The organism is Novosphingobium sp. SG707 (genome assembly GCF_012275515.1).
GTDB lineage: Bacteria > Pseudomonadota > Alphaproteobacteria > Sphingomonadales > Sphingomonadaceae > Novosphingobium.
In genome coordinates, this window is sequence record NZ_JAAZQL010000003.1 from 378,795 (window position 1) to 391,296 (window position 12,502).

Consider the following 12,502-nt stretch of genomic DNA (forward strand, 5'->3'; position numbering starts at 1 on the left):
CATCAGGCTGCCGCGCGCGCTCAAGAGTGCCCAGAGCCGCCAGCAGGTTTTGCAGATAATAGGCGCCGCCCATCCAACCCGAATCAAGGTTGAACTGGATGCCTAAGGTAAATTCACTAGCCATTTAGCAAGCTCACTGATTCCGGTTTCAAACGGGACGGCCGGGGAATAACCAAGCGCGTTCAGGCAGGAAATATCAGCCGTCCAATAAAGTGGATCGCCTTCGCGCACCACGCCGCTGAAAGCAAGGTCGCCCGACCATTCCAGCGCCGAAAGCAGGGTCTCGATCGCATGGCGGATGGTAATTCCCTGACCGTTGGCAACATTGACGACCTGGCCATCGAAGCGCGCCTTCTCGATGCACAGCGAGATGGCCTGCACCGTATCGAGCACGCTGATGAAGTCGCGCGTTTCATCGCCCGTGCCCGGACAGACGATGGTATCTGAGCTTCTCGACTTTTGGAAAATATCCCAAAACAACTGCTTGCGCAGTCCGGGGCCAAAAACCGAAAATGGCCGCAGCGATATCGTCTGGACATCGAAGCATCGGGAATATTCCCTGCACAGGTTCTCGGCCATGAGCTTGTGCCATCCATAGGGAGAGATGGGCTTGGGCACAGCCTCCTCATCGATCGGGATCCCCTGTGGATTGCCGTAAACCGCCGCGCTCGACAGATTGAGCAGTCGGGTCGCAGGAGAGCGGGTCCGGATGGCCTCCAGCAGGTCGTGAACAAGGCCCGTATTCAATTGGAAATCGAGATGCGGATCGCGGAACGAAAGCCCCACGTTGGCCGCTCCCGAGCAATTGACGCAAACGTCCGGCAAGAGTTCGCCGATCAGGCTGCCCATGTCGGCAGCGACCGACGGCAACAGCCTGTGCCGTTTGCTCGGTTCGCCCACGATATCTGCCGTAAAAAGCTCGACCCGATCAGCCAGATAGGAAGCCAGATGGCCGCCGATGAAGCCGCCGGAACCGACGATAAGAACTCTCATTGCAACCCCAGGCCGTTCTTGGGTCGTTCCGATACCGGAGCCACGGCAGGCTCGGCAGCGGGAACCGGTGGCGTCGAACGCGAAGTCGACCCATCCGTTTGGCCAACGACCCTTGCAGGATTGCCCGCAACGATGGCGCCAGCAGGCACATCCTTGGTCACCACCGAATTGCTGGCCACGACGGCGCCCTTGCCGATCGTCACCCCTTTCATGATAGTGCTGCCAAATCCTACCCAGACGCCGTCATGAATGTAAATCGGCGCAGACTGGACACATGACCAGTCCTTGTAATGCCCCATGCGGTTGGTCTCGACCCCCGCCAGCCAGTCAAACGCATCATTCATGCGGACATTGGGATCAACCGAATGCGAGTTGCTGTCAATCACGGTCACATTCCATGACAGCATGACGTGATTGCCAATATGGATGCCTGCCTCTTGCGTACAGATCAAGAGCGATCCGCCACCGATCGAGCAACGGTCCCCGACCGTGATTTCGCCAAGGCCGCGCTCAAACACAAAAGTGCCGCTGATCTGGCTCTCCGAACCGATCTTCAGGTAGGGGCGCGGTTGCGGATCGACGCGCACATCGACATGAACGCCCTCGAGGCGGGTCCGCAACCCTTTGACGATGGGTTCCGGCTTTGCCCAGGCCATCAGATCGAATTCGGGGTCTTCCAGATCCTGCGCGCCGACGATCTCGATCCGCTCAAGGATCACGCTCAGATCTCTGGCGCTGCCGTCGCCCTGCGCCAGTTCGATGTGGACGGCCACCTCGGGTTCGTCGATCAGCTTGATGATCAAATCCTGATGACTCTCGATGCTCATCGAGCGGCAGGGAAATACCTCAATGGTCTTCCCGTTCTGCTCCACCATCAGCACCTGATCGGGAAAGTAATTGCGCAGCCGCAGCGCGAGATGCGCGCTGGCAATCTTGCCCGGCTGAACACTGACCTGCAACTTACGGCCATAAACCCAATGGAAGCGCTCAGGGAGACCTTGGTCGGGGTAAGGTCCCTCGACGTGCCCCAAGCCTTTGATATTGGATTGCTTGAGCGTGCGCGATATCTCAAGATGCTTGCCCACGAAGGAATAGGAGCTGACCATCGAGGCCACATCGACCTTGCCGATTCCCCCCTTCATCCCCGCCTCGATCAACGCGATCTCGTCCCGGGTGCCATGAAGGCGAACAACATCGACCTCTTCCGGCGTGATATCCTCCCAAACGGCCACCATGAATTCGGGTAGCAAGGATGCCGGCACCAGAGCCCGCGCGAAATCAATCGGCATCGCATAGGAGCAGGTGATTGCCGGAAAGCGCTTGAGCAGGCCGGTCTTTGCAAGTCGGTCAAGAGCGAAACGCCGGATCGCGATAAAGTCAAAGCAGCGCCTGTCGAGCGTACGCACCGTAGAACCGGCACGGCGCAGATAGTAGTAGCTTATCGGCGTATCGACATAGACCTTCTCGGCCTGCGACACGACATCAAGGGCGAAGGGATGGTCTTCATAAAAGAAGCCAGCGTGGAACGAGATTTCGTTTTTCTCGAGGAAACTGCGCCGGATAAGATATCGCCACGGCGGACAATTCCACGAGGAAATCGCAGCGAACGTCTGTTCATTTTCCAGAGGAGAGACGATTTTTCCGCCCAGCCACGAGGGCACAAGCGGAGAATACTCCAGATGCCCATCCTCTTCCTCATAGGCAAAATTCAGGACAACGGCATCGACATCGTCATGCCTGTCGAAAACATTCACCAACCGATCCAGCACGCCGGGCTGGATGCGATCATCGGAATCGATGCACCAGACATACTTGCCGGCGGCATGAGCAAGTGCCACCGCCCGGGCAGTTCCCTGCCCTCGATTGGGCTGCTGGATCAGCTTGATACGGCCATCATGCGCCATATAGGAACGCACGACCGATGCGGTTTCGTCCTGCGAACCATCATCCACGACGATGATTTCGATCTGATCGACGCTCTGCTGCTCCGTCAGGCTCTCAAGACATCGCCCGATGTAGCCGGCCACGTTATAGGCCGGAATAATGAAGGAAATGAGCGGGACGGATGCAACCTGTACGGGGACGCGCATCGGCGCTGCCTCGGCTTTGGCGCGATCGCCCAGGAAATTGTCAATATAGGCAATCGCAGCGGGCTTGGGCTTAAGAGCCTCGCGCACGCTGGCATGGAGATCGCGGTCCGCGTGGCGCGACAAGATATCGGCCATCGCATGCGGTCCGGCCCAGCCCCTTACCCCATACAGCAGGTCAAGGGCTTCCTGTTGGGAAAGGAAGGGGAAATTCTCACGAATGGTCCGACCGGTTTCGGCTAGCACCCGCTCCCCGTCATTCGACGAAACACCGGTAGGCGCGAACTGCACCAGCACACGATCAAGCCTTGAGCAGGTCAGACCCGCCCGGATGGCGCGATGCACCCAGTTGGCGTCAGCGGTAATGCGATAGCTGGTATCGTAGAGGCCGATCCTGTTATAGGCTTCCTTGGTGGCGAACATGGCATTGTGGCCAAAGGGAATGCCGCTAACCAACGCGCCGATCCCGTACTCCTCATCCTCGCGCAGGGTACCGCGACCATTCGGATTGCTCAGGAGCGTCTCGCCCGCATAGATATCGGCCTTACTCATCGCAAAGCGCTGGGCGACGGCGGAAAGCGAACCTGGGAGCAGACTGTCGTCGCTGCCGATGATGCCGATCAACGCCCCGCGCGCAAGGCGAATCCCCTTGTTGAGAGCATCATAGATCCCAGTATCGGGCTCAGACACCACATGCGTTACGACATCGCGATTTTTCTCGACTTGCGCCAGCGTGTCGTCCGTCGAGGCGCCATCAATGATAATATATTCTACATCATCACGATATTGATCGCGAACCGAAGAAATAGCAACATTTACTGCCTCACCGGCATTAAATGTTGACGTTATTATAGAGAACAATGGTTTTTTCACGACAGTCGCCAGCATGATGTAAAGCCATAACCTGATTGGCCGAGGCCCAGCCATTTGTCAACAAATGCAACCCATTGCCCCCATCAATCCTACTTATGGATTTCGCACAGAGGGCCGTCCACAAGCAGAATCGTGAAATCCAACGCCCATTTCAAATTTGACATAAAAATTTCATACCATTGGGATAAAATAACAGTTTATTTTAGAATTAAATGCAATTTCCAATTCACGAATTCAGATTTTTAATTATGTTACCCTCTATCTGCGGATTCAATTCATTTTTTGTTCGCTTTATTGAATCCCCAGAGTTCGAAATACCCCTGAACAGATTATTTTTCACGGAGAAGGTATTTCCCCCATCCAATACGATAGCCGTACCGTTTTCAGGAATGGCAAAAATATTGCTGCTTATGATAAAGTCCTGAAAAATATTTCCGTCGGATGAAACACATATCGCAATGGGCGTGTACCCAAATTCATTGCCAATGATGCTTCCATATGTAAAAATGGAATCATCCGCACCTTTTTGCAATAATATATTATATCGGGAAGCGTTCTCAAAGCTGTTACCCTGAATGATCAGAATGCTCGTAGTATGCCCTTTATATTGAGGGCATAAGACGAAACTGTCGACCAATCCATTGAACTTGTTATCCAGCAACCGCAGGCCGCCGGACGATTCCTGCCTGATACCCGCGCCGCCCACACCGCTGAAGAAGCATCCGCTTATACTGTTGTCCCCACTGTCAGCATTCGTCAAATTACGCAGCAGCACACAGGCATAAGACCGGGCGTTCCCTATCATCGGACAATCGCGAATACGCGTATCGGAACAACGCACCAGATCGATGCCGACATAATGCCCGTACATACGGACACGCTCGATAGTGGAAGAATAGGCAATCTTTCCCGCGCCGGGATCGATGCGGATGTATGCGCCGCCCGTGCGCTGGACAGAATGGAACAGGGTGAAATCTCGAAACTGGGCGCTATCCACCCCCGAATGGACAAACATATCATTGTCGGGATGGCCAACTTTCAAAAAAGTCGCCCCCTGCCCCGACCCTGCAAAGAGGATAGGCTTGCCGCGCGTGTTGGTCGGCTCGGTGCGCAGATAGGTTCCGGGCGGAATATGGATCATCCCCCCACTTTCGGGCAGACTGTCGACCGCCGCCTGAAAGGCGGCATCGTCGCGGGTCGTGCCGTTACCGAGAGCGCCATGGCGCCTCACATCCTGAATTTCGTTCAGAACCGCCGTCGCAGCCCCACCCCGGGCCGGTTTCGCCATGGAGCGGGGAGCAAACAATCCGCTGGCACCCACAGCGGCAACAAAAGCGCGCCGGTCCATTTTAATCTGCTGCTCCACGTTCATCTCCACAGCAAGTCATGTGATCAGGAAACGCCCATGGCTTTCCAAGACCCGGCAACCCTTTACCCACCGTCCGCCAACCTGGACTGCGGGTTTATGGGCATGAGGGCCTAGATATGGGATGAATGGGCGCCTTGCAAAATGCGTGTGGATTTGATGGACGATCGCTTATATGGAGCGGGGCGGATGCGAGATCTTCCTTCCTAGAAGTGGACCGATTTTGTCAAAACGTCGATTTTTTCGTGGGTTGGGACTGCTTCTTGTCATGCATGCCCCCTTGGCGCTGGAAGCCTGTACCTCGCTCGGTTCATCCGGTCCTGGAACCAAAGCCGTCAGATCGGCAACGCGCGATGACCCCCGCATCAAGGTGATCGATGTCACCGATGCCATCGCCCGCCAGCAGATTGAAACCCGCCGTCAGCCTGCCTTGGCCTCCTCGCTGGGCGATGCGCCCATCATGGGCGCGGTGGTGCAACCGGGGGATGTGCTGGACATTTCGATCTGGGAAGCTCCCCCTGCCGCGCTTTTCGGAACGTCGGTGGGGATCGGCACCTTGGGCACCACCGGCATTGCCGCAGGCGCTGGAACAAGCCGCGCATCGGAATTGCCGCAGCAGATGGTTGACCGCGACGGGCTGATCGTGATGCCCTTTGTCGGGCCGATCAAAGTTTCCGGGCTCAGCCCGCTTGAAATATCGAATCTGATCGTCTCGCGGCTGCGCGAACGGGCGCATGCCCCGCAAGTGATTGTCCGAATTGCAGAAAACCAGACCGCCAATGTCACTGTCGTCGGCGATGTCGCGAGCAGCAGGCGGGTGCCATTGACAACCAAGGGCGAACGCCTGCTGGATGCGCTGGCCTCGGCGGGCGGCGTGCGCCAGCCTGTCGAAAAGATGGCCATTCAGGTGACCAGAGGCGATCGTGTGGTGCGCGAACCCTTAAGTCAGGTTATCCGCGAGCCCCGGGACAATATCCGCCTGGCGGCCAATGATGTGGTTACTGCCCTGTATCAGCCCTACAGTTTTCAGGCATTGGGCGCGCTGGCCAAAAATGAGGATGTCAACTTTGAGGGGGCCGGCTTGACTCTGGCTCAGGGTCTGGCCCGTGTCGGAGGGCTTCAGGATAACCGCTCAAACGTCAAGGGTATTTTCATTTTCCGCCTTGAGGATCCCAAAACATTACCTGCCGAAATTGCGCAGGACATGCAAAAGATGCCTGATGGCCGTGTCGCTGTTATCTATCGTGTCGACATGAGCAACCCTTCGGCACTGTTCATTGCCCAGAGTTTTCCTATCGTGGATAAGGATATTCTCTATGTTTCGAACGCACCGCTGGTTGATATTCAAAAGTTCGTCAACATGGCGTCCCAGATCGCCTTCTCGATTGTCGGGGTAACCAGCTACATCAAGTAGCTGCCGATCTCATTTCAGTGGACAAGGCTTTTGTAAACTGTCTGAAAGCCATGGATGGAATGCCGTGCCTTTCAGTTCATCGGCCTGCGGGTCGATCCGTTAGATCGTTCGCCTTTGGCTGTCCTGCGCAACTTGCTTCGGCCCCGGCGCGCTTTGGCTATGAAACCGGGGCGACCCGGTTCGGCGGTCAGGAGCAGGCGCGGTGATGCCTTCGGTTTGCGGCCACATTTGCCATATGTGCCGAAATTGATATCTGCTGCAGGGCCTCAGGCGTATGAATTGGCGCAAGGCGGCCATCCCTGCAAGAAAGCGACGACAAGATGGCAATCGTGATAATGCCCCGGATCACCGTCATCACGGTAACCCTAAATGCGGGGCGGGATCTGCCGTTGACGCTGGAAAGCATTCTGGGTCAGACCTATCCATCGTTGGAAACGCTGATCGTCGACGGCTATAGCTGGGACGATACGCATGCTGTCCTCAAACGATATGCTGATCGGCTGGGCCGGGTCATGATGATCGAGGATGGCGGCATCTATCAGGCCATGAATGCCGCAGTTCAGGCCGCCGAGGGCGAGTATGTCCTGTTTCTGAATGCAGGCGACAGGTTTTATCGTGCCGACACCGTAGAGACGATTGTCGGGCGGATGATGGACCGGCCCGACGTCGTCTATGGCGATCACATTTATGTCGAAGGGCGCGTCGAACGCTATGTCCGGTCGGCGGACTTTGACTGGTTGTGGCATCGTCTTCAGCAAGGCCGCATCGACCAGAAATGGCATACCGCCATTCCCGGGCATCAGGCGACATTCACGCGGACCCAATGGCTCCGGGATATGCCATATGACACCCGGTATACGATCTGTGCCGACCACGACTTTTTGTTCCGCGCCCGCGCCGCCGGCGCGCGCATGCAATATATCGACGAGATCGTCTGTCATTATATGGCCGGGGGCATGTCAGGGGCCCAGGGCGTACGCATTCATCGCGAGTGGGCCCACGCCTATCGCAAACATTCGCTTCGTCCTCTGGCGGTCGACAGTTTCTTTTTCGCAACGCCCCTGGCATCGCCCTTCCCCACCTTTTCCGCCGCCTCGGGCAGAATACTGGAGGGCGCCGGGCCGGAAATACGGCTGGAGCCCTCGGACCAGCGCTGGCGCCGGGCCGACGAACCGACCGTATCGGCGCCCCGGGGCATGGAGACGGTCGGCATCGAAATCCGAGGTGTCAGCCCCACCCCGGACCAAACCCTCGTGATCGCGCATGATCAGGAATTGCTCGGTGCCGAAAGACTCGTATCGGGAGGCTTTGCCTTGCGCATGGCCTTCATCGCGCCGCTCGCGGCCGGTGAGGAGATCACGCTGAACATGCAGATGCCCGCAAGCGCGTCCGGCGCAAAAGACTGGGGACTCGAAACGCTGCATTTCCTTGCCTGCACAGCCCTGACCGGCAACTGGCTGGACCTTCTCTCCGCCGATCCGCAACAGGTTGCCGACATATTCCTCGATGGATGGCACGCGCCCGAATGGTGCGATGAGGGAGATGAAGGCGATGGACGCGCCATTATCTGGAGCAATGTCGAACAGGCTTCGCTTGCCTTCAGCCTTTCCGCCCACATCAAAACGCTGACCCTTTTTGTCGAAGGACATGGCGGCAACAGGGAAGGACAGGAACTGTCCATCATCATCAACGGCGTCATCGCAGGATCCACCCGTCTGGAGGCGGGCCATGGCCCTCAACGCCATCGCGTCGCGGTCAGCAATTTATGGCGGGAAGGGGCGAATATCATCCGCCTTTGCGTTGACCATCTGGCCCATGACGCCTCTCGCCATCAATGGCGGGGTCTGGGGCTGGGCAGGATCGAATGGGAATGACAGGGGAGGGCGTGTTGCGGATACTTCTAAGCAGTTCACCCTCCCTGATCGGGACGGCGGCCTACGGCTGGATTGCGGCCTGCCTGCGTCAGCGCGGCCATCTGGTCGAATCGGTTCGGCATCAAACAGGCATGGCATCGCGTGAGACAGAGGATTTCGATGTCGTCGTGGCCTGCATGACCGGGGCGGACGGACAGATGCTGGCCGACGAATTGCCCGACCGCCGATTGATCATCATTCCTTTCCCGAAATATGCGGATGATCAGCCGAACAGTTGGTGGCAACAGTTTCAGACGCACCGCTTCATCGCGCTTTCCCGCAAGCTGCATGAGCAGCTTTTGAAAGCCGGATTGGACAGCGCCTATTTCCAGTATTTTTCGCCCGTCGCACCGCTCTCCGCCCCGGCCCCGCGTCCATCCGGACGCCACGCCCTCTTGTGGAAGCAGGGTGGCGCAACATGGGAAGCGGCGGTGCAGGCGGCCCGGCAATGTCTGATGCTGGGGCTCGATCATCTACATATTTGCGCCATGGCCGAAGAAGATCGGCAAGCATCGGGCAAGGGAAGGCTCAATCCCTTCATTCGGGCGGGTCTGCATATCAGTGTGGGCGATATCAGCGGGGATTATACAGACCTGTTCGCGCGGCATGATTGTGTGATTTTACCCGAACCGTCTCTTGTCGATATGCCGGTGCTGACCGCCGCCATGGCCATGGGGCGGGTGGTGATCGCCCCGGACAGTGCGCCCGCCTCCGATTATCTGGCCCATGGCGTGTCCGGGCTGCTGTATGATCCGCAGGCACCTTTGGCTTCACTGTGGCGCGGCGCAATCAACCTGCGCGCGCTGGCCGATGCCGCACTGGCCCGTGCGAAAAGAGGCCGTGCGCTTTGGCAGGAGGATCAGGCGCGGCTGACATCGCTGCTGATCGACGATGGCGCCCGCTGGCCCACATCGGATTGCTCAGCGGGATTTGGCAAACTCCTGCGTCGCCGCGCCGGGGAGGCCGCGCGCATAGGCTAAGGCCGTCCGGCCAAGGGAGCGCGGCTCGCCGCCCGCCCTCTGGCCCTCACCCCTTCACCACCGCATCGATCGCCTGCAGCTTGCGCAACAGCGCCTCGACCTGATCCAGCCGCACCGCGTTCGGGCCATCGGAAAGGGCCTTGTCCGGGTCCGGGTGGGTTTCCATAAACAGGCCGGATACGCCCGCCGCCACCGCAGCCCGTGCCAGAAGCGGCACATATTCACGCTGACCGCCCGAGCTTTCGCCCAGACCGCCGGGCAGTTGCACCGAATGGGTTGCATCGAACACCACCGGGCATCCTGTCTGGGCCATGATCGCCAGCGAGCGCATATCGGAAACGAGGTTGTTGTAACCAAACGAAGCGCCCCGCTCGCACAGCAGGAAATTGTCCGGGTCATGCCCGGCCGCAGCGGCCGCATTGCGCGCCTTGGCCACCACCTGCACCATATCGCCGGGCGCCATGAACTGCGCCTTCTTGATGTTCACCGGCTTGCCCGAGGCGGCCACGGCGGCGATAAAATCGGTCTGGCGCGCCAGAAAGGCGGGCGTTTGCAACACGTCAACCACCGAGGCGACCGCGCTCACCTGATGCGGCTCATGCACATCGGTCAGCACCGGCAGGCCGGTTTCGGCCCGCACCTTTTCAAGGATGCGCAGCCCCTCATCCATGCCCAGCCCGCGAAACGAGCGGTCGGAACTGCGATTTGCCTTGTCGAACGAACTCTTGAAAATCAACATCATGCCAAGGCGCCGTGCCATATCGGCCAGCGTTTGCGCGATCGACAGGGTCATCGCCTCGCTCTCAATCACACAGGGGCCGCAAATGACGAAAAGTGGCGTGGCGTGGCCGATCTCGTGTCCGCAAAGGCGCATGATGCTTCAACCTTAAATTACTGAATATACCAGTTTATCAACGATATCCTGCGACGAACCGCGTTTCCCTCGCGATGAGCCACTCCTTGGCGGAGAACGAAAGGGCTGGCAATCCCCCACTGTTTTCAATACTTACGAAGTCTGTCGGGCTTGTACAGTTTAGCACCTATATGCCATCAGGGATGCCTATGACCGCTCAAATATTTCAGGCTCGACATGCCGCCTCGGCGCTCAAAACTCTGGATATCGAGTTACAGGCTCTCGAAACGTTCAAATCCGCGCTGCAGTCTCCCGAATTAAGCAAGTCGGTCGATGCTGCGATTCAGGCCATGGCCTTTACCAAGGGCCGCGTCATTGTCAGCGGCATGGGCAAAAGCGGACATATCGGCCGCAAGATCGCCGCAACCCTGCGTTCGACCGGCACGCCGGCGCTGTTCCTGCACCCCGGCGAGGCCAGCCATGGCGATCTGGGCGTTATCACCGAACATGACGTGGTGCTGGCCATCACCTGGTCGGGCGAGACGGCCGAACTGGTCGATATCTTCCAATATTGTCACCGTTTTGGCCTCACGCTGATCGTGGCGACCGCTCATCCCGACAGCACTGCGGGCCGCGCCGCCAATATCTGCCTCCAACTGCCCATGGTGCGCGAGGCGTGTCCTAACAATCTGGCGCCGACATCCTCGACCACGCTGCAACTGGTGCTGGGCGATGTGCTGGCGGTAGCGTTGATTGAGGCGCGGGGTTTCACCTCCTCGGATTTCCACGTCTTTCACCCGGGCGGCAAACTGGGCGCGCAACTGGCCCGCGTGGCCGATATCATGGGCGTGGACGATGCCGTTCCCCGCGTCTATCGCGACGCCACGCTGGTGAGCGCCACGATCGAAATGAGCCGCAAGCGCTATGGCTGCACCGCTGTTGTCGATTGCGATGGGCGGCTGGTGGGGGCCTTTACCGATGGCGACCTGCGCCGCTGCATCGCGGTCTATGATCTGCAGGACCAGATCGGCAAGCATATGTCGCCCAACCCCGTGATGGCCCATCCCGACACGCTTTGCGCCGATGCGCTGCGCATCCTCAACGAAAGCGCCATCTCGGTGCTGTTCGTTGTCGAGGATGACGGACGACTGGTGGGCATCGTCCATATCCACGACATTGTCAGGACCGGCGTTGCCTGATCTGGGGCCTGATCTGATCGTTATCCCGGCGCGTTATGGCTCGACCCGGCTGCCGGGCAAGCCGTTGATGATGATCGCCGGGCGCACGCTGCTCGAACGGGTGGTGGGGGTGGCGCGTGTGGCCGCAGCGCAGGCGGGCCATTGCGAACTGGTCGTGGCCACCGATGATGCGCGCATCGCCGATCATGCGAGGACGCTGGGCGTGGCGGCGGCGATGACGCCCGCCTCGCTTGATTCCGGTTCGGCCCGCGCCTGCGCCGCCGCGCATCAACAGGCCCGGACGCCGGGACTTGTCATCAATCTTCAGGGTGACGCCCCCTTCATCTCGCCTGCCATTGTTGCGGGCCTCATCCGCACCCTGCGCGAAGGGCAGGCCGATGTGGCCACGCCGGTCTATCGGCTCGACTGGGCGCGGCTCGATCGGCTGCGCTGGCACAAGCTGACCGCGCCTTTCAGCGGCACCACCTGCGCGCGCGGACCCGATGGGCGGGCCTTGTGGTTTTCCAAGACGATCATCCCGGCCATCCGCAACGAGGAGGCCCTGCGCGCGGCGGGCGATCTCTCGCCCGTGTGGCAGCATCTGGGGCTTTACGGCTATCGCATGGCCGCGCTCGACTGGTTCGCGGCCTGTGCGCCCACACCTTATGAAGTGCTCGAGGGGCTCGAACAGCTCCGCTTTCTCGAAGGCGGGCGGACCATCGACACATTCGAGGTGACCGCGCCCGACCATGCCCTGTCCGGCATCGACACGCCCGCCGATGTGCAATGGGCCGAGGAAGCGATTGCCCGGCTGGGTGATCCCTTTCCCGCCTGATCCGAATCGG

At 59.0% G+C, this 12,502-nt stretch carries 9 protein-coding genes; 5 read left to right on the top strand and 4 right to left on the bottom strand.

Features of this window, described 5'->3' with window-relative positions; translation table 11 throughout:
• Positions 1-102: 102 nt before the first annotated feature.
• The 3 genes from FHW92_RS10465 to FHW92_RS10475 form a co-directional block, all read right to left on the bottom strand.
• Positions 103-993, bottom strand: a complete 891-nt coding sequence (locus tag FHW92_RS10465) for an SDR family oxidoreductase (protein WP_168603197.1) — start codon at positions 991-993, stop codon at positions 103-105.
• Positions 990-3,968 (bottom strand): glycosyltransferase, encoded by a 2,979-nt coding sequence (locus tag FHW92_RS10470; protein ID WP_168603198.1) that lies wholly within the window; start codon positions 3,966-3,968, stop codon positions 990-992. Before FHW92_RS10470 ends, FHW92_RS10465 begins: the two co-directional genes overlap by 4 nt.
• A 211-nt stretch (positions 3,969-4,179) precedes the next feature.
• Positions 4,180-5,325 carry a glycosyl hydrolase family 28-related protein gene (locus FHW92_RS10475; protein ID WP_168603199.1) on the bottom strand — a complete coding sequence of 382 codons (1,146 nt, stop codon included), beginning with the start codon at positions 5,323-5,325 and terminating at the stop codon, positions 4,180-4,182.
• A 169-nt stretch (positions 5,326-5,494) separates the two neighbouring features.
• Between FHW92_RS10475 and FHW92_RS10480 the strand changes: the two genes are divergently transcribed.
• The 3 genes from FHW92_RS10480 to FHW92_RS10490 all read left to right on the top strand — a co-directional run bounded on the left by FHW92_RS10480 (position 5,495) and on the right by FHW92_RS10490 (position 9,626).
• On the top strand, positions 5,495-6,733 hold the full coding sequence (locus tag FHW92_RS10480; RefSeq protein WP_210428444.1) for a polysaccharide biosynthesis/export family protein: 1,239 nt from the start codon (positions 5,495-5,497) through the stop codon (positions 6,731-6,733).
• Positions 6,734-7,068: 335 nt separating this feature from the next.
• Positions 7,069-8,607 carry a glycosyltransferase family 2 protein gene (locus tag FHW92_RS10485; RefSeq protein WP_210428445.1) on the top strand — a complete coding sequence of 513 codons (1,539 nt, stop codon included), beginning with the start codon at positions 7,069-7,071 and terminating at the stop codon, positions 8,605-8,607.
• Positions 8,608-8,621: 14 nt separating this feature from the next.
• The gene (locus tag FHW92_RS10490; protein WP_168603201.1) at positions 8,622-9,626 is read left to right on the top strand and encodes a glycosyltransferase family 4 protein; all 1,005 of its coding nucleotides are present in this window, start codon (positions 8,622-8,624) and stop codon (positions 9,624-9,626) included.
• Between the two features lie 46 nt (positions 9,627-9,672).
• Here the strand turns inward: FHW92_RS10490 and kdsA are convergent, their stop codons facing one another.
• Complete coding sequence (gene kdsA, locus FHW92_RS10495) at positions 9,673-10,500, bottom strand: 3-deoxy-8-phosphooctulonate synthase (RefSeq protein ID WP_168603202.1); 828 nt, start codon at positions 10,498-10,500, stop codon at positions 9,673-9,675.
• A gap of 188 nt (positions 10,501-10,688) precedes the next feature.
• Between kdsA and FHW92_RS10500 the strand changes: the two genes are divergently transcribed.
• Both FHW92_RS10500 and kdsB read left to right on the top strand, forming a co-directional pair.
• Positions 10,689-11,678, top strand: a complete 990-nt coding sequence (locus FHW92_RS10500) for a KpsF/GutQ family sugar-phosphate isomerase (RefSeq protein ID WP_168603203.1) — start codon at positions 10,689-10,691, stop codon at positions 11,676-11,678.
• Positions 11,671-12,492, top strand: coding sequence for a 3-deoxy-manno-octulosonate cytidylyltransferase (gene kdsB / locus FHW92_RS10505; RefSeq protein ID WP_246870058.1), 822 nt, complete (start codon positions 11,671-11,673; stop codon positions 12,490-12,492). The genes FHW92_RS10500 and kdsB overlap by 8 nt, the downstream gene beginning before the upstream one ends.
• Positions 12,493-12,502 lie beyond the last annotated feature (10 nt).